This is a genomic window from Streptomyces sp. NPDC048254, from assembly GCF_043201895.1.
In the GTDB taxonomy this organism is placed as follows: domain Bacteria; phylum Actinomycetota; class Actinomycetes; order Streptomycetales; family Streptomycetaceae; genus Streptomyces.
The window spans coordinates 61,957-85,326 of record NZ_JBICZJ010000031.1 but is presented as its reverse complement, the minus strand read 5'-3'; the positions used below and the strand labels follow the sequence as shown (position 1 = coordinate 85,326).

The 23,370-nt window shown below is 71.6% G+C and carries 17 protein-coding genes and 1 pseudogene; 5 read left to right on the top strand and 13 right to left on the bottom strand.

Features of this window, described 5'->3' with window-relative positions:
* Positions 1-124: 124 nt before the first annotated feature.
* From hflX to miaA, 6 genes are all read right to left on the bottom strand, one after another.
* Positions 125-1,618: a GTPase HflX gene (hflX, locus tag ACGFZQ_RS48850; protein WP_393845970.1), complete on the bottom strand. Its 1,494-nt coding sequence runs from the start codon at positions 1,616-1,618 to the stop codon at positions 125-127.
* Positions 1,619-1,776: 158 nt separating this feature from the next.
* The gene (locus ACGFZQ_RS48845; RefSeq protein WP_393845969.1) at positions 1,777-3,258 is read right to left on the bottom strand and encodes a M1 family metallopeptidase; all 1,482 of its coding nucleotides are present in this window, start codon (positions 3,256-3,258) and stop codon (positions 1,777-1,779) included.
* A gap of 102 nt (positions 3,259-3,360) precedes the next feature.
* Complete coding sequence (locus ACGFZQ_RS48840; RefSeq protein ID WP_393845968.1) at positions 3,361-5,478, bottom strand: RelA/SpoT family protein; 2,118 nt, start codon at positions 5,476-5,478, stop codon at positions 3,361-3,363.
* A 295-nt stretch (positions 5,479-5,773) separates the two neighbouring features.
* Positions 5,774-6,637 (bottom strand): diaminopimelate epimerase, encoded by an 864-nt coding sequence (gene dapF / locus ACGFZQ_RS48835; protein WP_393845967.1) that lies wholly within the window; start codon positions 6,635-6,637, stop codon positions 5,774-5,776.
* Between the two features lie 124 nt (positions 6,638-6,761).
* Entirely contained in the window at positions 6,762-7,268 is a 507-nt protein-coding gene (locus ACGFZQ_RS48830; RefSeq protein ID WP_393845976.1) for a hypothetical protein, read from the bottom strand.
* A 106-nt stretch (positions 7,269-7,374) separates the two neighbouring features.
* Complete coding sequence (gene miaA, locus ACGFZQ_RS48825; RefSeq protein ID WP_393845966.1) at positions 7,375-8,313, bottom strand: tRNA (adenosine(37)-N6)-dimethylallyltransferase MiaA; 939 nt, start codon at positions 8,311-8,313, stop codon at positions 7,375-7,377.
* A gap of 179 nt (positions 8,314-8,492) precedes the next feature.
* Here miaA and ACGFZQ_RS48820 point away from each other — a divergent pair, with 179 nt between their 5' ends.
* Together ACGFZQ_RS48820 and ACGFZQ_RS48815 are read left to right on the top strand one after the other, a co-directional pair.
* Positions 8,493-8,819, top strand: a complete 327-nt coding sequence (locus ACGFZQ_RS48820) for a hypothetical protein (RefSeq protein WP_393845965.1) — start codon at positions 8,493-8,495, stop codon at positions 8,817-8,819.
* 33 nt (positions 8,820-8,852) lie between these two features.
* Positions 8,853-9,125, top strand: a complete 273-nt coding sequence (locus tag ACGFZQ_RS48815; RefSeq protein WP_351728399.1) for an antitoxin — start codon at positions 8,853-8,855, stop codon at positions 9,123-9,125.
* A gap of 75 nt (positions 9,126-9,200) precedes the next feature.
* Here ACGFZQ_RS48815 and ACGFZQ_RS48810 read toward each other — a convergent pair whose 3' ends face one another.
* From ACGFZQ_RS48810 to miaB, 3 genes are read right to left on the bottom strand one after another with little or no spacing between them, the layout of a single operon-like run.
* A complete protein-coding gene (locus ACGFZQ_RS48810) occupies positions 9,201-9,908 on the bottom strand; it encodes a class III extradiol dioxygenase subunit B-like domain-containing protein (protein ID WP_393845964.1) in 708 nt (235 codons plus the stop codon).
* Positions 9,909-9,965: 57 nt separating this feature from the next.
* Positions 9,966-10,235, bottom strand: a complete 270-nt coding sequence (locus ACGFZQ_RS48805; protein ID WP_362576545.1) for a hypothetical protein — start codon at positions 10,233-10,235, stop codon at positions 9,966-9,968.
* A 35-nt stretch (positions 10,236-10,270) separates the two neighbouring features.
* On the bottom strand, positions 10,271-11,800 hold the full coding sequence (miaB, locus tag ACGFZQ_RS48800) for a tRNA (N6-isopentenyl adenosine(37)-C2)-methylthiotransferase MiaB (protein WP_351728393.1): 1,530 nt from the start codon (positions 11,798-11,800) through the stop codon (positions 10,271-10,273).
* A gap of 736 nt (positions 11,801-12,536) precedes the next feature.
* Between miaB and ACGFZQ_RS48795 the strand changes: the two genes are divergently transcribed.
* Positions 12,537-13,892, top strand: coding sequence for a beta-1,3-glucanase family protein (locus ACGFZQ_RS48795; RefSeq protein WP_393845963.1), 1,356 nt, complete (start codon positions 12,537-12,539; stop codon positions 13,890-13,892).
* 297 nt (positions 13,893-14,189) lie between these two features.
* Here the strand turns inward: ACGFZQ_RS48795 and ACGFZQ_RS48790 are convergent.
* Positions 14,190-15,242: pseudogene (locus ACGFZQ_RS48790) on the bottom strand (MMPL family transporter); the annotation flags it as partial.
* A gap of 149 nt (positions 15,243-15,391) precedes the next feature.
* On the opposite strand from ACGFZQ_RS48790, the gene ACGFZQ_RS48785 reads away from it, so the two are divergent.
* The gene (locus ACGFZQ_RS48785) at positions 15,392-16,324 is read left to right on the top strand and encodes an acyl-CoA thioesterase (protein ID WP_393845962.1); all 933 of its coding nucleotides are present in this window, start codon (positions 15,392-15,394) and stop codon (positions 16,322-16,324) included.
* 5 nt (positions 16,325-16,329) lie between these two features.
* On the opposite strand, the gene ACGFZQ_RS48780 is transcribed toward ACGFZQ_RS48785, so the two are convergent.
* The 3 genes from ACGFZQ_RS48780 to ACGFZQ_RS48770 are packed head-to-tail and all read right to left on the bottom strand — an operon-like array spanning position 16,330 to position 22,500.
* Positions 16,330-17,091, bottom strand: a complete 762-nt coding sequence (locus ACGFZQ_RS48780; protein ID WP_393845961.1) for an SDR family oxidoreductase — start codon at positions 17,089-17,091, stop codon at positions 16,330-16,332.
* Entirely contained in the window at positions 17,081-18,529 is a 1,449-nt protein-coding gene (locus tag ACGFZQ_RS48775; protein WP_393845960.1) for a coproporphyrinogen-III oxidase family protein, read from the bottom strand. The genes ACGFZQ_RS48780 and ACGFZQ_RS48775 overlap by 11 nt, the downstream gene beginning before the upstream one ends.
* Positions 18,530-18,564: 35 nt before the next feature.
* Positions 18,565-22,500 (bottom strand): type I polyketide synthase, encoded by a 3,936-nt coding sequence (locus ACGFZQ_RS48770; protein ID WP_393845959.1) that lies wholly within the window; start codon positions 22,498-22,500, stop codon positions 18,565-18,567.
* Between the two features lie 394 nt (positions 22,501-22,894).
* Here ACGFZQ_RS48770 and ACGFZQ_RS48765 point away from each other — a divergent pair, with 394 nt between their 5' ends.
* Positions 22,895-23,353, top strand: coding sequence for a GNAT family N-acetyltransferase (locus ACGFZQ_RS48765; RefSeq protein WP_393845975.1), 459 nt, complete (start codon positions 22,895-22,897; stop codon positions 23,351-23,353).
* Positions 23,354-23,370 lie beyond the last annotated feature (17 nt).

Sequence of the window (23,370 nt, the reverse complement as noted above, 5' to 3'; positions counted from 1 at the left end):
TTCTTGCGGCCCTGAGGGCTCCGTACCTTCCGAATCTCGAAGTCCATCGCATCCCCTGAACTGGGGTGTTGCGACAACCACTAGAACGGAAGGAAAAGGGAGCGGGCCTTTCGCCTGCGAACTGTCAGGCTGCCGGGGCCGGCACGTACGGCGTGAGTTCCGCCGCCAGTTCCTCGTGGACCCGGACCTTGAGCAGGGTGCCCTCGGCGGTGTGCTCCTCCGAGAGGACCTCGCCCTCGTTGTGGGCGCGGGCGACCAGCTTGCCGTGGGTGTACGGGACCAGGGCCTCGATCTCGACCGACGGGCGGGGCAGCTCGTCGTCGATCAGGGCGAGGAGCTCCTGGATGCCCTGGCCGGTGCGGGCCGAGACCGCGAGGGAGCGCTTCTCGTTGCGCAGCAGCCGCTGGAGGACCAGCGGGTCGGCCGCGTCCGCCTTGTTGATCACCACGATCTCGGGTACGTCGGTGGCGCCGACGTCCCTGATCACCTCGCGTACGGCGGCCAGCTGCTCCTCCGGGACCGGGTGCGAGCCGTCGACCACGTGCAGGATCAGGTCGGCGTCGCCGACCTCCTCCATGGTGGAGCGGAACGCCTCGACCAGGTGGTGGGGCAGGTGGCGCACGAAGCCGACGGTGTCGGTCAGCGTGTAGAGGCGGCCGCTCGGGGTCTCCGCGCGGCGGACCGTCGGGTCCAGGGTCGCGAACAGGGCGTTCTCGACCAGGACACCGGCGCCGGTGAGGCGGTTGAGCAGGGAGGACTTGCCGGCGTTGGTGTAGCCCGCGATGGCGACGGACGGCACCTTGTGACGCTTGCGCTCCTGGCGCTTGATGTCGCGGCCGGTCTTCATCTCCGCGATCTCCCGGCGCATCTTCGCCATCTTCTCGCGGATCCGCCGCCGGTCCGTCTCGATCTTGGTCTCACCGGGACCACGGGTGGCGAGGCCGCCGCCCGAGCCGCCGCCCATCTGCCGGGACAGCGACTGACCCCAGCCTCGCAGCCGCGGCAGCATGTACTGCATCTGCGCGAGCGCGACCTGCGCCTTGCCCTCTCGGGACTTGGCGTGCTGGGCGAAGATGTCCAGGATCAGGGCGGTCCGGTCGATGACCTTGACCTTGACGACGTCCTCCAGCTGGATCAGCTGGCCCGGGCTCAGCTCACCGTCGCAGATGACGGTGTCCGCGCCCGTTTCGACGACGATGTCGCGCAGCTCCAGGGCCTTGCCGGAGCCGATGTAGGTGGCCGCGTCGGGCTTGTCGCGGCGCTGGATGACACCGTCGAGCACCAGCGCGCCCGCCGTCTCGGCGAGGGCGGCCAGCTCCGCGAGGGAGTTGTCCGCGTCCTGCACGGTGCCCGTGGTCCACACCCCGACCAGCACGACCCGCTCCAGACGGAGCTGTCGGTACTCGACCTCGGTGACGTCCTCGAGCTCGGTGGAGAGGCCCACCACGCGGCGCAGGGCCGCGCGCTCGGAGCGGTCGAACTGGTCGCCGTCCCGCTCTCCGTCGATCTCGTGGCTCCAGGCGACGTCCTCTTCCATCAGGGCATCGGCCCGAAGACCTTCGGGGTAGTCCTGCGCGAGGCGCCTGGTGTCCTGGGAAGGGGAAGAAGAGGAGGTCATTGGGTCCTTACGTCGATGGGGATGCCGAAATCGGCTTTCAGTTGCTCAACGTACGAGTACCCCGGGAGATTCCCCGTGACCCGTACCGTGCCGACTCCATGATGGTCGCACGGTACGTCCCGTCACGGCACCGTGTTATTCCGGGGGCCGCGCCGCCGTCACCTCTTGGACTGCTTGGCCGGGGCCGGGGTCTGCTTCCAGTCCGGGTGCCCGGGCATGGGCGGGGTCTTCTCGCCGTACAGCCAGGCGTCGAAGAAGCCGGTGAGGTCGCGGTTCGCGACCGCGGAGGCCAGCTTCACGAAGTCGGCGGTGGTGGCGGTGGCGTCCTTGTGGCGCTGCACCCAGATCCGTTCCAGGCGCTCGAAGGCGGGCTTGCCGATCTCCTGGCGCAGGGCGTAGAGGGCCAGGGCGGCGCCGTCGTAGATGTTGGGGCGGAAGATGCTGATCTTCTGGCCGGGGTCGGGCGCCTTGGGCCGGGCGGGCGGTCCGCCGGCGGCGCGCCAGCGGTCGGAGGCGCCGTAGGAGGCCTTCATGCGGTTGATCATGGGCTGGTTGCCCTTCTCCTCCGCGTAGAGCGCCTCGTACCAGGTGGCGTGGCCCTCGTTCAGCCATACGTCCGACCAGACGCGCGGGCTGACGCTGTCGCCGAACCACTGGTGGGACAGCTCGTGCACCATGATCGACTCGATGTACCACTTGGGGTACGCGGGCTGGGTGAACAGGTTCTTCTCGAAGAGGGAGAGGGTCTGGGTCTCCAGCTCGAAGCCGGTGGACGCCTGTGCCATGAGCACGCCGTAGGTCTCGAAGGGGTACGTCCCGACCTTGCTCTCCAGCCAGGCGATCTGGTCCGGGGTCTTGGCCAGCCAGGGTTCGAGGGTCTTGGCGTCGGCGCTCGGGACGACGTCCCGGACGGGCAGGCCGTGCGGGCCGGTGCGGTGCAGTACGGCGGAGCGGCCGATGGAGACCTGGGCCAGTTCGGTGGCCATGGGGTGCTGGGTGCGGTAGGTCCAGGTGGTCTGCCGGCCGATGCGGGAGGACTCGGTGGGGAGGCCGTTGGCGACGACGGTGTAGCCGTTCGGGGCGGTGATGTGGAAGGTGAACATCGCCTTGTCGGACGGGTGGTCGTTGCACGGGAAGACCAGGTGGGCGGCGTCGGCCTGGTTGGCCATGGCGAGCCCGTCGGTGGTGCGCACCCAGCCGCCGTCCTGGCCCTTGGCGGGCACCGGGTCGCTGGTGTGCTTCACGGTGATCCGCGTCCAGCTGCCCTGCCGCAGCGGCTGGTCCGGGGTGACGACCAGGTCGTCGCCGGCGCTGTCGAAGGCGGCGGCCCGGCCGTCGACCTCGACGGACTCGACCTTGCCGTGCGCGAAGTCCAGGTTGACCCGGTCCAGGTCGGTGGTGGCCCAGGCGTCGATGGTGGTGACGGCCTGGAGCGGCTTGTCGTTGCTGCCGGGGTAGGTGAAGGAGAGGTCGTACGACGCCACGTCGTACCCCGGGTTTCCGAGGTACGGGAAGAGCCGGTCGCCGATGCCCAGTGACGTCGGCGGGGCGCTCGCGCCGAGCAGGGCGACGGAGACGGCGGAGGCGAGCAGGGCGGTGTGCCGGCGCCGGGGCCGACCGGCGCGGAGGGTGAGCGACATGAACCACCGCTACCAGCGCGCTCCCGGCTCCCGGCGGCGACGCGCGCCCGATCCACTCGAACGGGTAACTAGGACGCACCTCTCGTCGGCCAGAACGGCCGCCTACTGGTGTTGTGCTCGGTCGACGTCGTACACCCCGGCCACGTTGCGCATCGCGCGCATCAGGGCCGGCAGGTGGGCCGCGTCGGGGAGCTCGACGGTGTAGGTGTGGCGGACGCGCTGCTGGCTGGGTGGTTCCACGGTGGCCGAGACGATCTCTGCGCCCTCCTGGGCCATCGCCTCGGTGAGGTCGGCGAGCAGATGGGGGCGGCCGAACGATTCGGCGACCAGGGTGACCCGGCAGGCGGTGCTGTCGCCCCAGCTCACGGCGGTCTCGGGGCGCCCGGTGCCCTTCATGTGGGCCACCGAGGCGCAGGCCACGCGGTGCACGGTGACCACTCCCCCGCGCACGGCGAAGCCGGTGACCTCGTCGGGCGGTACGGGGGTGCAGCAGCCGGCCAGCCGTACGGTCGCGTCGGGCCGGTCGACGACCATGGCGCTGGCGGTGCGGGGCGTGGGTGCCTGGGGCTCCGGGATCGGGCGCGTGGGTACGGCCACCGGGGCGTGGGGCTCTTCGGTGCTGTCCGGATGGGTGGCGAGCCAGCGCTGGATGGCGATGCGCGCGGCGGGCGTGTGGGCGTGCTCCAGCCACTCCCGGGAGGGTTCGGAGGCCGGGTCCTGGCCCATCAGCAGCTGGACGGTGTCGCCGTCCTTGAGGACGGTGCTGAGGGTGGCGAGCCGGCCGTTGACCCGGGCGCCGATGCAGGCGTGCGCGTCCTCGCCGTACTGGGCGTAGGCGGCGTCCACGCAGGTGGCGCCCTCGGGGAGGCCGAGGGTGCCGCCGTCGGGGCGGAAGACGGTGATCTCGCGGTCCTGGGCGAGGTCCTCGCGGAGGGTGGACCAGAAGGTGTCGGCGTCGGGCGCGGCCTTCTGCCAGTCGAGGAGGCGGGAGAGCCAGCCGGGGCGGGTCGGGTCGGCGCGCTCGCCGTCGGCCGGGGCCTCGGAGCCGGGCGCGTCGGCGGCCGGGGCGTAGGGGTTGCCGAGGGCGACGACGCCGGCCTCGGCGACCTTGTGCATCTGGTGGGTGCGGATGAGGACTTCGGCGACCTGCCCGTCGGCGCGGGCCACCGCCGTGTGGAGCGACTGGTACAGGTTGAACTTCGGTACGGCGATGAAGTCCTTGAACTCCGAGACCACCGGGGTCAGACAGGTGTGCAGTTCGCCGAGTACGGCGTAACAGTCCGCGTCCTCGTTGACCAGCACAAGCAGCCGGCCGAAGTCGGCGCCGCGCAGTTCGCCGCGTTTGCGGCTGACGCGGTGGACGGAGACGAAGTGCCGTGGCCGGATGAGGACTTCGGCGGGGATGTCGGCCTCGCGCAGCACCCCGCGCACCTCGTCGGAGATCACCGCGAGGGGGTCGTCCGCGCGGGCCGCGTTCTCGGCGATCAACTCCCGTGTGTGCGCGTACTCCTCGGGGTGCAGGATCGCGAAGACGAGGTCCTCCAGCTCGGTCTTCAGTGCCTGCACGCCGAGCCGTTCGGCGAGCGGGATGAGGACGTCACGGGTGACCTTGGCGATGCGCTCCTGCTTCTCCGGGCGCATCACGCCGAGGGTGCGCATGTTGTGCAGACGGTCGGCGAGCTTGATCGACATCACCCGGACGTCGCTGCCGGTGGCGACGAGCATCTTCCGGAACGTCTCGGGTTCGGCGGCGGCCCCGTAGTCGACCTTCTCGAGTTTCGTCACCCCGTCGACCAGGTAACGGACCTCCTCGCCGAACTGTTCCCGCACCTGGTCGAGGGTCACATCGGTGTCCTCGACGGTGTCGTGGAGCAGAGATGCCGTCAGGGTCGTGGTCTCCGCGCCCAGTTCGGCCAGGATCAGGGTGACCGCGAGGGGGTGGGTGATGTACGGCTCGCCGCTCTTGCGCATCTGGCCGCGGTGCGAGGACTCGGCCAGGACGTAGGCGCGGCGCAGGGGTTCGAGGTCGGCGTCGGGGTAGTGGGCGCGGTGTGCCTCGGCGACATGGCCGATGGCGTCGGGCAGCTTGCCGCGGGCCGCGTTGCCGAGGAGCGCGGCCCGGCCGAGCCGGCGCAGGTCGATCCGGGGGCGGGCCTTCCTGCGGGCCGCTGTGGGCACTACAGGTCCGGGCGTCGCAGGGTTCGTGGCCTCCGCACTCATGGGCACCTCCGGCTCGTGGACCGGCGGACGGGATCCCTGGGCATGCAACGGCTCAGGGATTGGCGACATTCCCCCGTCCGTGCCGGTGCTTGATGCTACCGAGCCCAACAGTCCCGACTGACCGCCTCCCGCCCAGCGTGAAACGGATCACCCATTCGAGCGACGACTTGGAGGTTTACGATTTTGCGCCACCTGTTCGGGGGGTGGCCGACGTTTCTCGCCACCGGGGCAACGCGGGCTGTGGATCCGGAGGTTGTACGACGCCCCCGACCACGGTTCCCGACGTCCGGTCGGTTCAACGGGCGGCGTTTTCCAGCCATTCGGAGTCGATCTCGCCTTCGGCCACGATCACGGCGGGGCCGGTCATCTCGATCTCGCCGTCGGGCCGTTCGGTGATGACGAGGCGTCCGCCGGGCACGTCCACGGTGTACGTCGCCGGGGTTCCGGTGACGGCGGGGTCGGCGCCGTCGCGGCGGGCGGTGGCCACGGCGACCGCGCAGGCGCCGGTGCCGCAGGAGCGGGTCTCGCCGGAGCCGCGCTCGTGCACGCGCATCGCGACGTGGCCGGGGCCGCGGTCGACGACGAACTCGACGTTGACCCCTTCGGGGTAGGCCGAGGGCGGGCTGAAGGGGGGCGGACTGTAGAGGTCGCCGGCGTGCGCGAGGTCCTCGACGAAGGCGACGGCGTGCGGGTTGCCCATGTTCACGTTCCGGGCGGGCCAGCTGCGGTCGCCGACGCTCACCGTGACGTCGCTCTCGGGGAGGCGGGCGCGGCCCATGCCGGCGGTGACGTCGCCGTCCTTGGCGATGTGGACGGTCTTCACACCGCCGCGGGTGGCGACGGCGAAGTCGCCCTCCGTGACGTGGCCGGCGTGCTGGAGGTAGCGGGCGAAGACGCGGATGCCGTTGCCGCACATCTCGGCGATCGATCCGTCGCCGTTGCGGTAGTCCATGAACCACTCCGCGTCGGCGGCCATCCCCTTGGCCTCGGGGTGCGCGGCGGACCGGACGACGTGCAGCACGCCGTCCGCGCCGAGGCCGGCGCGGCGGTCGCAGAGGGCGGCTACGGCGGCCGGGGTGAGGTCCAGGGCGTTGTCCGGGTCCGGGACGATCACGAAGTCGTTCTCGGTGCCGTGGCCCTTGAGGAAGGGGATGGTCATTCTTCGAGGGTACGGGAGGGGTTTCAGGAGCGGAGCCGACCGGTGGGAAGCTGCGGGTGCGTTGTGGCTGGTCGCGCAGTTCCCCGCGCCCCTGACGGGGCGCTCCAATGAGCGCGGTCGTATCTCAGCGCAGTCGCGCCACTCGCCAGACAGCCAGGACGACCACGATCGCCACCAGGACCACGTATCCGAGCACCACACGCCAGTCGGGCCTGCGGTCCGAGCCCCGCGCGGGGAAGCCCGGCAGGGTGTAGCCCACCCGGCGGGCCGCCGTCATGCCCCAGCCTGCCGCGCAGGAGCAGATCAGCAGGCCCAGCATCGCGATCACCGCGCCGCTGTCGCCGAAGTCGAAGGCCAGGGGGAAGGCGAACATCAGGGAGCCCACCGCGGCCAGGCCCACGATCGGGGCCAGCTGCCACAGGCGCAGACGGCGCTGCGGGCGGAGCTCGACCTCGACCTCGGGGCCGCTGGTGAACATCTCCTCCGGCTCGGGGCCGTCGGCGGTCACCCCGCCGCCCACCGTGTCGTCAGGACCGTCCGGCGTCAGTCGGTCCTCGCCCGTCTCCGGATCACCCGGTTCCACGGCGACGTGCTCGGTGTCTCGTGCGGTGTCGCGAGGGCCGGCCTCCATCGCCACGCGCCCTCCCAACTAGGACTCCACTTGCGATCGAAGCTCGATGATGGCACGGCGCCGGAGGCCTCGATGACCGGTGGCGCATCCCGATGCCATGACGTGATCAGGCTGTGACCGGTCGTTCGAGCAACGCCAGGGCCTGCCGCGGAAGTTCTCCGCGGTCCGCCGCGGCCCCACTCAACCAGTGCACCCGGGGGTCGCGCCTGAACCATGAATCCTGACGGCGCGCGAAGCGCTTGGTGGCACGAACGGTCTCGGCGCGTGCTTCCGCTTCCGTGCACTCCCCGGCGAGCGCCGTGAGGACCTGCTGGTAGCCGAGCGCACGTGACGCCGTACGGCCCTCGCGCAGCCCGTGCGCCTCCAGTGCGCGCACCTCGTCCACGAGCCCGGCCTCCCACATCCGGTCGACGCGCAGCGCGATGCGCTCGTCGAGTTCGGGGCGGGCCACGTCGACGCCGATCTGGACGGTGTCGTAGACCGAGTCATGGCCCGGGAGGTTGGCGGTGAAGGGCCGGCCGGTGATCTCGATCACCTCCAGGGCCCTGACGATACGGCGCCCGTTGCTGGGCAGGATGGCGCGGCCGGCCTCGGGGTCGGCGGCGCACAGCCGGGCGTGCAGGGCGCCGGAGCCGCGCAGCGCGAGTTCCTCCTCCAGGCGGCCCCTGACCTCGGGGTCGGTGCCGGGGAACTCCAGGTTGTCGACGGCGCCGCGGATGTAGAGCCCGGAGCCGCCGACCAGGACCGGCCAGCGGCCCTCGGCGAGCAGGGCGTCGATACGGGCGCGGGCGAGCCGCTGGTACTCGGCGACGGAGGCCGTGACGGTCACGTCCCAGACGTCGAGCAGGTGGTGCGGCACGTCGGCGCGCTCCTCGGGCGTCAGCTTGGCGGTGCCGATGTCCATCCCCTGGTACAGCTGCATGGAGTCGGCGTTGACGACCTCACCGCCGAGCCGTTGGGCCAGGAAGACGCCGAGGTCGGACTTTCCGGCCGCGGTGGGGCCGACGACGGCGATGACACGGGGGGTGGGGGGTGCGCTGCTCACCGCACCAGTCTCGCAAACCTCGGGGGCGGGTCTCGAACGAGTTACGTGACAGTCCGTGTCCGGCTTCGTTGCCCGTTGCGAGGTTCCCGCCGCCGGCGAGAGGCGGTGACCGGGGTGGCGCAAACGGACGCACCGGGTCACGCGGGATTTCGCTCACACGAGTAACGTATGGAGTGGATATGGGCGTTTTTGCACGATTCCTCGGGAAGAAGTCGAAGGCCGCGGAGGAGCCGGACACCGAGGCGCCGTCCGGTACCGAGCCGGACGCGTCCGCGGCGGAGGAGGCGGTGGAGAGCACTGCGGAGAACGCGGCGGAGAACACTGCGGAGGAGACGGCCGGGGCGACGGCGGCGAAGGAGCCGGGCCAGGACGGCGGCGGGAGCGTGGAGGCGCCGGCGGAACCTGAGCCCGTCGCGGTCGCCGGCGCCGAGAGCACCGAGATCCCCCAGCAGCAGTCCGCCAAGGAGGCCGCCGACAACGAGGTCGGCGAGGACGCCCGCACATAGCGGCCCGCGAGGGAAGCCATAGGGAAGGTAGCCATGGGTCTTTTGGACAATTTGAAGGCCAAGCTCGCCCCGGCCAAGGACCGGGTCTCTGACTTCGCGCAGCAGCACGAGGACAAGGTCGACAAGCTCCAGCACGGCATCGACAAGGCCGCGCGGGTCGTCGACGAGAAGACCAAGGGCAAGTACAGCGACAAGATCCAGACGGGTACGGGCAGGGCCAAGGACGCCATGGACCGGTTTGTGCACCCGGACGCGACCGACCCCACCGCGCCGACCCGGCCGGAGGGCCCGCCGCCGGCTTCCTGAGCCGGGCGGACCACGCAGATCGGCGGACGGCCGAGAGTCACCCGACTCCCGGCCGTCCGCCGTTTCGCGGAGCGGTCAGGACCAGGTCGCCACGAGGTAGCAGACGCCGTACGGCGCGTCGTCGTGGAGCAGCGCCCCGGCGAGACCCGCGTCCTCGGCCGCACCGGCCAGGACCTGCCAGGGGGCCCGCCCCGAGGCCTTCAGCTCGTACGCCAGCTCGGCGTCGAGGGCCTTGATCGCCGCGAGGTCGGCGGTGCCGAGCGCGCGGGCCACCTCGGCGTCGAAGGGGGCCGCCCGCTCGTCGAGGTAGCCCGGCGCCTTGAGGGTGCGGCAGGCGCTGGCGTCGCCCATGACCAGCATCGCCACCCGCGCGGCCCGGCCGGCGATCTCCCGGCCGGTACGGACGCACCGTTCGGCCTCCAGGGGCTCTCCCACGCCCAGCCCCTCGATCGGCGCGTCGGCCCAGCCGGTGCGCTCCAGCAGCCAGGCGCCGACGGCGAGCGAGGCCGGCAGCTCCCGCTCACCGGCCCCGCCGCTCCCGAGCTGTACGCCGACGTCCACGCCGAAGCCGCGGAAGGAGCCCCGGCTGCCCTGCGGGAACACGCCCCGCCCGGGCTTCTCCGCGGGCCCGACCACCACCAGCAGGTCGGGCCGCGCGGCGGCGAGCACGCCCAGCGCGTCGGCGCAGGCGGCCCGGGCGACGTCCAGCTCGGGGGCGGCACCCGCGGCGACCTCGGGGACGAGGAGCGGCGGGCAGGGGCAGACTGCGGCGGCGACAAGCATGATCGGCAGGGTAGCGGCGACGGCCGCCGAAGGTCAGTCAGCGGCGGCCGCCCATGGTCAGTCCTCGATCAGCACGTCGGTCAGGTCGATCAACGTGAGCACCAGCACGACGAGCTTGCCGTCGCTGATCACGTACTCGATGAAGAGGTTGCGCGAGAGGGCGATCTCCCGCGTAGTCTCGTCGCCGCGGACGGGGTGGGAGAGCTTGTGCCGCGGGTCGGTCACCAGTATGGCCAGGCCGCGTTCCAGCACGTCACGCCGGTCGGCGGGCAGGCTGTCGCGCACGTGGGCGGCCTCTTCGGTGAACGCAACTCGGTACGGCAACATGTGATGCTCCTTTCCGCCCGTATTGTGGCAGGCCGTCAGTCGCAGCCGCAGCCGCTTCCCGAGGCCACCGGCAGCGGCTCCGGTACGCCGATCTTCGGCAGCCCGAGCAGCACGCCCGCCGGCTTGGCCGCCTCGGCGGCGTTGCGCTTCTCCCAGGCGTCGCCCGCGCGGGTCCGGCGCACGTCCAGCACGGCGCCCTCGGCGAGGAGGTGGTGCGGGGCGGCGTAGGTGATCTCGACCGTGACGACGTCGCCGGGGCGGACCTCCTGGTCGGGCTTGGTGAAGTGGACCAGGCGGTTGTCGGGGGCCCGGCCCGAGAGGCGGTGGGTGGCGCCGTCCTTGCGGCCCTCGCCCTCGGCGACCATCAGCTCCAGGGTGCGGCCGACCTGCTTCTTGTTCTCGTCCCAGGAGATCTCCTCCTGAAGGGCGACGAGACGCTCGTAACGCGCCTGGACGACCTCCTTGGGGATCTGGTTCTCCATGGTCGCGGCCGGGGTGCCGGGCCGCTTGGAGTACTGGAAGGTGAAGGCCTGGGTGAAGCGGGCCTCGCGGACCGCGTGCATGGTCTGCTCGAAGTCCTCCTCGGTCTCGCCGGGGAAGCCCACGATGATGTCCGTCGTGATCGCGGCGTGCGGGATGGCGGCCCGGACCTTCTCGATGATCCCGAGGTAGCGGTCCTGCCGGTACGAGCGGCGCATCGCCTTCAGGACGGTGTCCGAGCCGGACTGCATCGGCATGTGCAGCTGCGGCATCACGTTCGGGGTCTCGGCCATGGCCGCGATCACGTCGTCGGTGAAGTCACGGGGGTGCGGGGACGTGAACCGCACCCGCTCCAGGCCCTCGATGCTCCCGCAGGCGCGCAGCAGCTTGCTGAAGGCCTCGCGGTCGCCGATGTCGGAGCCGTACGCGTTGACGTTCTGGCCGAGCAGGGTGATCTCGGAGACGCCCTCGCCGACCAGCGCCTCGATCTCGGCGAGGATGTCGCCGGTGCGGCGGTCCTTCTCCTTGCCGCGCAGAGCCGGGACGATGCAGAAGGTGCAGGTGTTGTTGCAGCCGACGGAGATCGAGACCCAGGCCGCGTACGCGCTCTCGCGCCGGGTCGGCAGCGTGGAGGGGAACGCCTCCAGCGACTCGGCGATCTCGACCTGCGCCTCTTCCTGCACCCGGGCGCGCTCCAGCAGGACCGGCAGCTTGCCGATGTTGTGCGTGCCGAAGACGACGTCGACCCAGGGGGCCTTCTTCACGATGGTGTCGCGGTCCTTCTGCGCGAGGCAGCCGCCGACCGCGATCTGCATGCCCGGGCGCTTCGTCTTCATCGGGGCGAGGCGGCCGAGATTGCCGTAGAGGCGGTTGTCGGCGTTCTCCCGGACGGCGCAGGTGTTGAAGACCACGACATCCGCGTCGCCGTCGGAGCCCTCGGGGGCGCGGACGTATCCCGCCTCCTCCAGCAGCCCGGACAATCGCTCGGAGTCGTGGACGTTCATCTGGCACCCGTAGGTGCGGATTTCGTAGGTCTGAGATGAACGAACGTCCACTGCCGCGCTCCGGTCACTGCTGCTGGTCATGGGTCAAGAGTAGGCGGTCGCGAACGGGGCCCGTCGCGGCCGCCGCCGCTTCACCGACGGACCAGGGACGACGGACACGCCCGCCCGTACGAGGGGGGCTCCGGGCGCGGCGCTGAAGACGCAGCCTGAGCCGGCCCGCGGACCCTCGGACCAGCCGCACACGCCGAAGGCAGGGAGTCGACACGACAGCGCCTGGCACCAGGACGGCCTCGCCCGCACGGCGTCGACGGCGCCGGCCGCTCCTGCCCCTCCCCGGTCCTGCCGCCGTCCTTCTCAGGACCGCCCGAACGGCGACCTGCGCCGCTCTCGCGGAAACCCACGCCTGCCGCGGGTCCCTCCGCGGGCCGTCCGCGGGGCCGCGAACACCGCACGGCACCCCTGCCGGGTGCGCAACCAGCCCCGGTCCCGGTCACGCCTGGGAAAACCGTACGGCCTGCCCGTGATCTCCCGGAGCGGCGACATGACGGCGCGGAAAGGTCCGTACCGGTCGCGTCAAGGGTTGTAAAAGCAGGCCTGCTCGGGCCGCCCAAGCGGTCGGAAGCTGAAGGCTACGTACGCGTAGTGCGCGATCGCAGCGCCGGGATCAGCACCGTGTCGTCAACCGGGTCTCAACCCGATTGATTTCGGCTTCAGTTGTTGACGGCGGGCACCGGCGGGACTACAACCCGAGGGAGCGCTCTCCTGTCTGCTGTTGCTCCATCCCCACGCACGCCGAACCGGCTTGAGGAGACTCCGCATGCAGAGTTCCGCCAGTGCACCCACCCGCAGACAACCGGCCGGCGCCGTACGCCCACGCGCGGCTCTCGGCCTGGTCGTCGTCCTGATCGCCGCCTTCTTCGCGGTCCTCGCACCGTCGCCCGCGCACGCCGCCGACCAGTTGCTGTCCCAGGGCAGGCCCGCCACCGCCTCCTCGACCGAGAACGCGTCCTTCCCCGCGAGCGCCGCGGTCGACGGCAACACCGGCACCCGCTGGTCCTCGGCCTTCGCCGACCCGCAGTGGCTCCAGGTCGACCTCGGCTCCGTCCAGCAGCTCAGCCGGGTCACCCTGACCTGGGAGGCCGCCTACGCGACCGCCTTCCAGATCCAGACCTCCACCGACGCCACCACCTGGACCACCGTCTACTCGACGACCACGGCCACCGGCGGGACCCAGAACCTCGCCGTTACCGGCAGCGGGCGCTACGTCCGTCTCTACGGCACCGCGCGCGGCACCCCGTACGGCTACTCCCTCTGGGAGTTCCAGGTCTACGGCCCCGGGTCCACCACCCCGCCGGACGACTTCTGGGGCAGCACCAGCGACATCCCCGCGGCGAACAACGCCGTCGAGGTGAAGATCCTCAACCGCACCAACGGCAAGTACCCCGACAGCCAGGTGTACTGGAGCTTCAACGGCCAGACGCACTCCATCGCCGAGCAGCCCTACCTCGACATGCCGGCCAACTCCGCGGGCCGCATGTACTTCTACCTGGGCTCGCCCACCAGCTCGTACTACGACTTCATCGAGTTCACGGTCGGCAACAACGTCTTCAACGGCAACACCACCCGGGTCGACGCCTTCGGCCTGAAGCTGGCCATGCGCCTGCACACCAAGGACGGTTACGACGTCGAGGTCGGCGAGAACCGGCAGACCTTCGCCGAGGACCGCGCCACCACGTTCCAGCGGTTCATCGACGCGGTGCCGTCCCAGTTCGACGTGCTGGCCCAGACCCAGGCCCCGTACCGGATCATCGCGCCCGGCAGCGACCCGAGCTTCCGCGCGGGCGGCGCCAACGCCAACTACTTCACCTCGTACGCCCAGTCGGTGGGAGTGACCGCGGCCACCTCCGACATCTTCGGCTGCGCGGCCGCCCTGGCGGCCGACCCGAACATGTGCGCCGCCCTCAACCGCCACGTCGCCACCCTGCCGGCCTCCCAGCAGTCCGACCCCGCCCAGTTCTACACGGCGGCACCGGCGAACTACTACGCCAAGTTCTGGCACGACAACGCCATCAACCGCCTCGCCTACGGCTTCCCCTACGACGACGTGGCGGGCCAGTCCTCCTTCGTCTCCCACGCCAACCCGCAATGGCTCCTGGTCGCCGTCGGCTGGTAGCCGATCCGGTGGCGCGGACGCCGAACCCACACTGATCCACCGACCGGCGGGTCCTGCCGGGTCACACCCGACCCGGCCGGACCCGTCGGCTGCCGGCACCGCGAGCCGCGAACCGACCCCCGGCGCGCCGGTCATGGGCCGGGGGTGGGTGGTCCCGGCGGAACACCGGCCCGCGCAGACCCGGGGGAACGGGGACGCGAGGACCGCCAGCAGCAGTACCGCGCCGCCGCCGTAGAGCAGTGGGTGGCGCGTCACCGCCAGTGCGAACCGGTACCAGCGTCCGTTCTGCGGGGGCCCTGTCGGGCCTGCCGGGCCGCGCAGCCGGGCGAACACGTCGTAGCGGTCGACCCGATGGCCCACGACGGCGAGCAGCGCGGGCAGTACGAGGACCGCGCCCGCCGCCGCGGAGAGCACGACGGCGATACCGCCGTAGGCGAAGGACCGCAGGAAGAACTGCGGGAAGACCAGCAGGGCGACCAGGGACAGGGCCACGGTGAGCGCGGAGAACGCGACCGTCCGCCCGGCCCGGCGCACGGTGGGGCCGAGCGCCTCCCGCACGGTGGCGCCGGCGCGCAGCTCCTCCCGGAAGCGGGCGAGGACGAACAGGCTGTAGTCGATGGCGAGTCCGAGGCCGAGCGAGGTGGTGGAGTTCATCGAGTACACCGAGATCGGCACCGCGCCCGCGAGCGCGTTGAGCACGGCCCGGCTCATCAGGACCGACAGCAGCGCGATGACCAGGGGCAGGGTGGCGGCCACCGCGCCGCCGAAGACCAGCAGGAGCAGGACCAGGGTGATCGGCGCGGCGATCGCCTCGGCGAGCAGCAGATCGTGTGCGGTGCGCGCGCCGACCTCCGACTGCACCTGCGCGGGGCCGGCCGCCAGGACCGTCAGCCCCGGGGCGTGCCGCCGGACGTCCGGCAGGACCCGGCCGGCGGTCTTCGCCCGGTCGTCCTCGTCACCGCTGAGGGAGAGCGTGACCAGCCCGATGGCACCGTCGCGGGAGCGCAGCGCGGGCGCGCGGTCCGCCGTCCAGTACGAGGTGGCCTGCCGGACGCCCGGGATCCGTGCCGCGTGCCGGGTCAGGGCCGTACCCAGGGAGGTCATCTCCGCCGAGTCGACGGACGTCGTGCCGCTGAGCAGCAGCACCAGGTCGTCGGCGGCGGCCGGGAAGTGCTCGGCCACCAGGCGTTCGGCGCGGGCGGACTGCGCGCCGGGGTCGGAGAAACCCCCGTGGACCAGGCGGTGTTCCACGCCCAGGCCGCCGATCCAGGCGAGGACGACGGCGACCGCGCTCACCCACAGCACGGCGACGCGCCGCCGGTACAGCACCGCGCTGACGCGGTCCAGCATGACAGGGCCTCCCTGAGGCGCTCCGGGCAACGGACCGGCGGTGTACTGAACTGCCGCTCGCCGTCAGCCAGTTCGATTGATGGACGGGCTCTGAGCTGGCGATACTGATCCGACTGAGCACCGTCGCCGAAGCGAGCGAAGCGAGGCCCATGCACCAGGAACCCGCACTGCTGGAACTGCTCGGCCTCCTCGATCCGACCCCCGCACCCGGCCGCGACGACGCGGAGCACGGCGCACTCGAGGAGCACAGGGAGCACCGGGAGCACGAGGAGTGCTTTCTGGGGCGCCCGCCCCAGGAGCGGACCTCCCCGGTGTACGGCGGACTGGTGGCCGCCCAGGCACTGGCCGCCGCCGGCCGTACGGTGCCCGACGGGCTGCCGGTGCACGCGGTGCACTGTTCCTTCGTGCGGCCCGGCCTGCCGACGGCCTCCTTCGACCACCGGGTCGACCGGGTGAAGACCACCCCGTCCTTCGCCACCCGGCGGGTCCGTACCATCCAGCGCGGCCGTGAGGTGTTCGCGCTGACCGCCTCCTTCCACCGCCCGGAACCGGGCCTCGCCCACCAGGAGCCGATGCCGGCCGTCCCGGACCCGGAGGACCTGCCGACCTACGAGGAGCGGCTGACGAAGGCGTTCGGCGAGGCGGTCGCCCCGCTCGGGAAGCCGTACGAGACCCGCTTCGTGGGGCCGTTGAGCTTCGACGCCGAGCAGGACCCGGCGCTGGTGTCCTCCCGGACCAGGGTGTGGGTGCGGATCAGGGGCGAGGCGCCGGGCGGCGGCGAACCACTGCTCCACGCCTGCCTGCTGGTGTACGTGTGCGACGTGACCATGCTGGAGACGGTGGCGGTCCGGCACGGGGTGTCGTGGTTCCACGCCACCGCCCGAAGCCTCGACTACACCGTGTGGATCCACCGGCCCTTCCGCGCGGACGACTGGCTGCTGTGCGCCCACGAGACCCCGGTGGCCGCCGGCGGCCGGGGACTGGTCCTCGGCCGCGTCTTCACCCGCGACGGGGTGCTGGTCGCCACCCTCGCCCAGGAGGGCCTGCTGCGCGTGAGCGGCGACCGTGCGGAGGCCGGCTGAGGGGGCTATACGACCAGGCCGCCGGAGATCTCGACGGCCTGCCCGGTGATGTAGCGGGCCCGGTCGGAGGCCAGGAAGCACACCAGGTGGGCCACGTCCTGCGGGGAGCCGAACGCCTGGCCGGGGATCAGGGATCTGAGGAACTCGGCCCGGTCTGCGGGTATCGCGGCGGTCATGTCGGTCTCGATGAGTCCGGGCGCGACGGCGTTGACGGTGACGCCCCGGCTGCCGATCTCCTTGGCCAGTGCCTTGGTGAAGCCGATGATCCCGGCCTTGGCGGCGGAGTAGGCGGTCTGGCCGGGGGTGCCGTGCAGTCCGGCGGAGGAGGCGATGTTGACGATGGCGCCGCTGCGCTGTTTCACCAGGGGCATCAGCAGCGGTCTGGTGATGGTGTACATGCTGTCGAGGTTGGTGCCGATGACCTGGTGCCACTGTTCGGGGGCCATCCGTGCGAACAGGGTGTCGCGGGTGATGCCCGCGTTGTTGACGAGGATGTCGAAGCGGTCCAGCCGGTCCAGCGCCGCGGCGGCGAACCGTGCCGCCGCCTCGGTGTCGGCGACGTCGGCGTACAGCGGGGTGCAGCGCCGCTCCGGGTGGGCGGCGCACAGCTCGTCGGCGAGGGCGCGGGCCTGCTTCTCGTCGCTGTGGTAGCCGAAGACGACGTCGGCGCCCTGGGCCAGCGCCAGCCGGACGACGGCGGCGCCGATGCCCCGCGAACCCCCGGTGACCACGCAGCCGCGGCCCGCCAGCGGGAGTTCAGCCGTCACTGGCCGCCTCCGGTGTCACGGCGGCGGGCCGGCGCGACTCCTTCTTGCGCCGGGCGGCCTCCTCGCGCAGTTCGCGGTAGCGCTCCTCGGCGATCAGCGTGGAGATCATGGGCACGTAGAACGCGCCGTCGCCGACCAGCCTGATCCGCTCCGCGGTGATCGCCGCGTACCCGCGCTCGGCGAGCGCGTCCCAGATGGTGGCGAACTTCTCGTAGACGTCGACGCCGAAGCCCGTGCGGTACTGGGCCCGGTCGATCTCCGTGCTGATGAGACCGCGGAAGAGGGCCAGCAGCAGCAGGTCGTCGGGGGCGTGGCGGAAGCCCCGCTCGACCGGGAACCGGCCGGCGTCGACCGCCGCCTTGTACTGCGGCAGGCTGCGGTGGTTGATGAACGACCACGAACGGCCCGAGGGGAGCGTGGGGTTGCCGAAGAAGGTGATCGCCGCGTACCCGAGTCCGAGGCTGTCGACCTGTTCGACGCGGCTGGTGTAGCCCTCGCGGAAGTCCTTGACCGCGGGGTCTCCGGGGCGGCGGAAGTTGTACGTCGACAGCTGCTCGTAGCCCTGGTCGAGCAGGAAGTCGCGGCCCGCCCGGTACATCTCCAGGTTGGCCAGGGTGCTGGGCAGTTCGTGGAAGCGGTTGAGCGCGAAGTCGGTGGGTCCGCCGACGTTCAGCTCGTAGTGGGTGATGTCGTGGACCTCCCAGGAGACCAGGGTCCGCAGGTCCTCCAGCATGGTGTCGACTGTCTGCTGGGGCCAGCCGAAGATGATGTCGACGTTGGCGGCCAGACCGAGTTCGCGGGCCCACTCCAGGCTCTGGATGACGTGTTTGGTCGTCTGCTTGCGGCCGCTGAAGCTGTTGAGGCGCTCGTTGACCTGCTGGACGCCCATGCTGATCCGGTTCATCCCGGAGTCCCGGATGGCCGCCATCTTCTCCCGGGAGAAGAGCTGCGGGATGCCCTCCAGGGTGAGGTCCGCCCCGTCCTCGATCTCGGGAAAGAGGCGGCGCACCATGTCCATCAGCCGGTGGTAGACGGGGGCCCGGTAGAGGTTGGAGGTGCCCCCGCCGAAGTAGGCCCCGACGAGGACGGAGCCCGCCATCTGCTCCCGGTACATCTCGGCTTCGCGTTCCACGTAGCCGTAGTAGTCCTCCAGCGCGGCGTTGCCCTGGAACTCCTCGACGGGGAACAGGCAGTAGCCGCACTTCCCGGGGTCGGTCTGGATGCAGTACGGGACGCCGACGTAGAGGAAGGCGTGGGACTGCTCGCCGGTGGCGCGCAGGTGCCGGCGGTCCGCGCCGACCTCGTCCAGGGGCACGGACAGCTCGTTCCAGTACCGCGGGGACGGGAAGCCGTGCTGGATCTTGTTGACCTGGCGTTCGGTGAGATGGCTGTCGAGGTAGTCGTTGACGTGGTCGGGGCTCAACACGGTGGCCGGCACTTCCCCTCTGGGTGGGATCGGCAGCAGGGTGGCGGTCAGGAGCCCTGGCGGGCGGTGGTGGCCGGGTCCGCCAGGATCACGCGCTGGAGGAGGTACTCCGCCAGTTCCTCGATGCTCTGGTACTCCAGTGCCTCCATCGCCTTGAAGCGGAAGTCGAGCTTCTCCTGGATGCGGCGCTGGAGTTCGGTGATGCTCAGTGAGTCGAGACCGATCTCCAGCAGGGCCAGGGACGGGTCGAGGTCGTGCAGGTCGATCTCCATCTCTGCGGACATCCGGCCGAGGGTGTCGGCGATCTCGTCGGCGAGCCAGCCGATGACCACCTGGCGGCGCTCGGCGGCCGGGAGGGGCTCGACGCGGGCCCGCAGTTCCGCCCGTGAGTCGCCGCTCTCCCGGGGGCGGCCGTCGGCCGGTGCGGCGGGGCCGGCCGAGGTGCCGGTCAGCGAGGCGATGCGCCGGAACTCGATGTCGTCGAGGTCCGCGAGGAGGTTCCCGGAGTCGTCCAGCACGCTCAGCCGCGCCGAGAACGCCGTCCCGTCGGGGTTCGGGCGCAGCCGGAGGTGTCCCCAGACCTGGTCGGGCAGCGGTCCGTGCAGGGTCATCCGGCCGATGCCGACCGGGACGTGGGCTCCCCTGGCGGCGCCCTCCCGCGCCGCGGCGGCGGTCAGGTGCAGACAGCCGTCGAGCAGGGTGGCGAAGCGGTGCGCGTGGCTGACGCGGGACGCGCCGTCGGGGGCGGCCGTGATCCGGCCGAGTGCCTGCCCGCCCGTCTCGTCCAGCCACAGCTCGCGGACGGTGGAGAAGCTCGCGCCGTACTCCATGCCGTCCTCGCGGAGCAGCCCGTAGAGCCGGCCGGCCGGCAGTGCCGTGGGCATCGCCGCGCGCAGCTGCTCCGGTGGTGTCACGGGGGCGTCCCGCCGGTCGGCCGGACCGGCCTTCCCCTGGCAGTAGCGGGGCTCGCCGTCCCCGTCGCCGGCCACCGTGAACCGGTAGCCGCCCTCGGTCGAGGAGTCCTCCAGGTCGACCCGGACGGTGCTGGGTCGCGTGGGGGCCAGGATCAGCGGGCGCAGGAAGTCGACGTCGGTGAACTCGACGGCCGTGTCCGCCGCGTAGGCGTCGAGGGCCAGTTCCAGATAGCCGGTGGCCGGGAACACGGTCGCCCCGAGGACCCGGTGGTCGGCCCAGGGCGTGCCCGCCCGCACCTCGTGCCGGCGCACGATCCGGGCGGCGGCCTGCCGCGGTACGGGCACCGACGGCGCGGCCGGTACCTGCGACTGAGGTGCGGCCACGGCCGCCGTGTCGCCGGGTCCGGCGTCCGGCGCGGGCCGCACCCAGTACCGGTCCCTGCGGAACGGGTAGCGCGGGGCGGTGGAGGTACGGCGGTGGTGCGGGCCCCGGTAGAGGGCGGGGAGGTCGACGGCGGCTCCCGCCGTGAACAGGGCACCCGCGGCGGTGAGAAGGTTACGGGTGTCCCGCCCGTCGCGGCGCATGGTCGGGATCACCGTCACGCCGGTGTCGCCGAAGGCTTCGGGGATGTACGGCCCCAGAGCGGGATGGGGGCCGATCTCCAGGACCACGCCGCAGCCCAGCGCGGCCACCGCACGCATGGAGTCGTGGAACCGGACCGGCCGGCGCGCCTGCTGACTCCAGTACTCCGGGCCCTCCGCGCCGGTCAGCGCCTCGCCCGTGACATTGGAGAACACCGGGACGGCCGGGGCGGTGGTGCGCAGCCCGGCGGCCGCCTTGCCCAGTTCGGCCAGGACCGGGTCCATCAGCGGCGAGTGGAAGGCGTGCGAGGTACGCAGCCGGGTGGTACGGCTGCCCGCGGCCTCGGCACGGCGGGCCACCTCGTCGACGGCCGCCGCCCGCCCGGAGACGACCACGGCACGCGGGCCGTTGACGGCGACGACGGAGACGTCCGCCTCCCGTCCCGACAGCCAGCCCCGCACGGTCTCCGGGTCGGCGGCCACGGCCAGCATCACTCCGTCGCGCGGCAGTTCGCCCATCAGCCGGCCGCGCACCGCGCTGAAGCGGGCGGCGTCCTCCAGGGAGAGCATGCCGGCGACACACGCGGCGACGACCTCGCCGATGCTGTGCCCGACCACCGCGTCCGGGACGACTCCCCAGGACCGCAGCAGGGTGGCGAGCGCGTACTCCACGGCGAACAGCGCCGGCTGGGCGAGGCGGGTGTCGTCGAGCGCCTGCGGTGCCCGGTCCTCGAAGAGCAACTGCCGCAGGGGTACGGGCAGTTCGGGGTCGAGCAGTTCGGCGCACCGGTCGAGGGCGGCGGCGAAGGCCGGTTCGGCGCCGTACAGTTCGCGGGCCATGCCCGGGTACTGCGCGCCCTGGCCGGTGAAGACGAAGGCGGTCCTGGCGGGCTTCGCGGGGTGTCCGCCGCTGACCGACGGCGCGGTCCGGCGGGTCCGCCACAGCCGCAGGTCGTTGGCGATCTCGATACCGCCCCGCCCGGTCACCGCGAGGCGGTGGCGGTGCGCGGCGCGTCCGGCGGCGGCGGTGAAGACGGCCGCAGGCAGGGTCTCCCGATCGGTCCTGGACAGATACTCCGCCCAGCGCTCGGCCAGTACGTCCAGGCTCTCGGGGGACTTGGCGGACAGCACCAGCAGCTCGGCCGGGCGCGGCTCCGCGGCGACCGCCCAGGCCTGCGGCTTCGGCTGCGGTGCCTCCCGCAGGATGGCGTGCGCGTTGGTGCCGCTGTAGCCGAAGGAGTTGACGGCGGCCAGCCGCGGGACGTCCGTCCGGGGCCAGGGCACGGCCTCGGTGGGGACCTCCACCGAGGCACCGTCGAGGTCGATCTTGGGGTTCAGCCGGTCGAGATGGAGGCTGGCGTAGATGGTCTCGCGGTGCAGCGAGAGAGCGGCCTTGACGACGCCGAGGAGTCCGGCGGCGGCCTCGGTGTGGCCGAAGTTGCTCTTCGCCGAGCCGACGTACAGCGGCCGGCCGGCGGTGCGCGACCGGGCGTAGGCCCGGGAGATGGCGCCCATCTCGATGGGGTCGCCGACCGGGGTTCCGGTGCCGTGCGCCTCGACGTAGTCGACCTCGGCGGGGTCGACGCCGCTGCGGGCGAGCGCGGTGCGCATCACCTGCTCCTGGGTACGGCCGTTGGGGGCGGTCAGCGCGGGCGTGTGCCCGTCGTGGTTGATCGCGCTGCCGACGACGGTGGCCAGGATGGGGTCGCCCCGTTCCTCCGCGACCGACTGCCGGCGCAGCAGTACGGCCACGCAGCCCTCGCTGCGGACATAGCCGTCCGCCTTGGCGTCGAACGCCCGGCACTGCCCGCTGCGGGAGAACAGCCCCAGTTTGCAGAAGGCGACATGGACGTCGGGGTGGAGGATCAGGTTGACGCCGGCGACGACGGCCGAGTCGCACTCGCCGGTGAGGAGGGACTGCCGGGCCAGGTGCAGGGCGACCAGCGAACCGGAACAGGCGGTGTCGACCGCGAAACAGGGCCCCTTCACGTCGAGGAAGTGGGCGACCCGGCCGGCGCTGATGCTGTTCGCGTCGCTCATCGCGTCGTAGGCCGAGACACCTTTCAGCCCCTCGATGTCGCGCTTGAGGGTGCCGTAGTTGTTGGTGTTCATCAGCGCGAGGAACACGCCGGTGTCGGTGCCCCGCAGTTCCGCGGGGTCCTGTCCGGCGTTTTCGAGGGCGTGCCACACGGTCTGCAGAAGCAGGCGGTGCTGCGGATCCATCCGGACCGCCTCGGCGTCCGAGATCCCGAAGAACGCCGCGTCGAAGCGGTCGACGTCGTCCACGAATCCGCCGTGCCGGATGTAGGTCTTGCCCGGAGCCAGCGGGTCGGGGTCATAGAGTCTGTCCACGTCCCAGCGGCTGGCGGGGATCTCCTCGACACAGTCCCGCCCCTCCCGCAGCACTGTGTACAGGTCGTCCGGCCCGTGCACTCGACCGGGGAGAGTGCACCCGATCCCTACCAACGCGATGGGCTCGACATCCATGCAGGATTTCTCCTTCGAAGGACGGGAAAAGGCAGTGCCGTGGCGCCGGGGAATTCGCGTCGGGGTTCTGTTGCTCGGCGGCGAACGACAACTCCGTACGCACGTATCGGCCGAGTTTCCTTTCGGCGCACCCGTGTAAGGCTAGGTGCGCGGCCGATAAGGGGACAAGCGGCGCTATTGGGGCGGGCGATGCCCGCGAAGGGCGTGCGGGGACCGAGGGCGCGTGGCGGCGTCCGCGTGCCCACGCCATGTTCCTGCCGGGGCCCGAGGGGCGACCCGCGGGCACCGAGAGGCTCGACCGCGGCCGAGTACTACGGCACTCATCATGACGCTGATCACGGGCAACACGCTCCGAAAATCGCTTGCAGCGCCTGCCTAGAGTGCGGACACGCCTATTTCGCCGCACCTGCAAGAGATCACCCCCGACAACCTCGAGACCGCTGTCAACCTGAAAGTCCGCCCCGACCAGGAACACCTGGTGGCACCCGTGGTGAAGTCGCTCGCCGAGGCATATGTCCACCCCGGCGTCGCATGGCCCCGGCTCATCTGCGATGGCGACGAAGTCGTCGGGTTCCTCATGGCCTTCTTCGACATCGACTGGACCGGCAAAGGCACCGACTTCCGCTCCGGACTCTGGCGTCTCAACATCTCGGACGGAAAGCAGGGCCGAGGCTACGGACGTTTCGCACTGGAGTCCGTAGCCGGCGAGATCCGGCGCCGAGGAGGCACACGGCTGACGACCACCTGGCATCCCGGAGCGGATGGCCCCACAGGCTTCTATCCGGCCCTCGGCTTCCAGCCAACCGGAGTGACCAGCGGAGACCAGACGGTGGGCACGCTGGAACTGGACTGAACCCGCGTTTCCGCCGC

Excerpts from the sequence above, each read along its gene's own strand:
- ACGFZQ_RS48785 (WP_393845962.1), top strand. The coding sequence starts at position 15,392 with ATGCACCAGGAACCCGCACTGCTGGAACTGCTCGGCCTCCTCGATCCG.
- ACGFZQ_RS48795 (WP_393845963.1), top strand. The coding sequence starts at position 12,537 with ATGCAGAGTTCCGCCAGTGCACCCACCCGCAGACAACCGGCCGGCGCC.
- ACGFZQ_RS48845 (WP_393845969.1), bottom strand. The coding sequence starts at position 3,258 with ATGTCGCTCACCCTCCGCGCCGGTCGGCCCCGGCGCCGGCACACCGCC.
- dapF (WP_393845967.1), bottom strand. The coding sequence starts at position 6,637 with ATGACCATCCCCTTCCTCAAGGGCCACGGCACCGAGAACGACTTCGTG.
- ACGFZQ_RS48815 (WP_351728399.1), top strand. The coding sequence starts at position 8,853 with ATGGGTCTTTTGGACAATTTGAAGGCCAAGCTCGCCCCGGCCAAGGAC.
- ACGFZQ_RS48770 (WP_393845959.1), bottom strand. The coding sequence starts at position 22,500 with ATGGATGTCGAGCCCATCGCGTTGGTAGGGATCGGGTGCACTCTCCCC.
- ACGFZQ_RS48840 (WP_393845968.1), bottom strand. The coding sequence starts at position 5,478 with ATGAGTGCGGAGGCCACGAACCCTGCGACGCCCGGACCTGTAGTGCCC.
- ACGFZQ_RS48830 (WP_393845976.1), bottom strand. The coding sequence starts at position 7,268 with ATGGAGGCCGGCCCTCGCGACACCGCACGAGACACCGAGCACGTCGCC.
- hflX (WP_393845970.1), bottom strand. The coding sequence starts at position 1,618 with ATGACCTCCTCTTCTTCCCCTTCCCAGGACACCAGGCGCCTCGCGCAG.
- ACGFZQ_RS48805 (WP_362576545.1), bottom strand. The coding sequence starts at position 10,235 with ATGTTGCCGTACCGAGTTGCGTTCACCGAAGAGGCCGCCCACGTGCGC.
- ACGFZQ_RS48820 (WP_393845965.1), top strand. The coding sequence starts at position 8,493 with ATGGGCGTTTTTGCACGATTCCTCGGGAAGAAGTCGAAGGCCGCGGAG.
- miaB (WP_351728393.1), bottom strand. The coding sequence starts at position 11,800 with ATGACCAGCAGCAGTGACCGGAGCGCGGCAGTGGACGTTCGTTCATCT.
- ACGFZQ_RS48810 (WP_393845964.1), bottom strand. The coding sequence starts at position 9,908 with ATGCTTGTCGCCGCCGCAGTCTGCCCCTGCCCGCCGCTCCTCGTCCCC.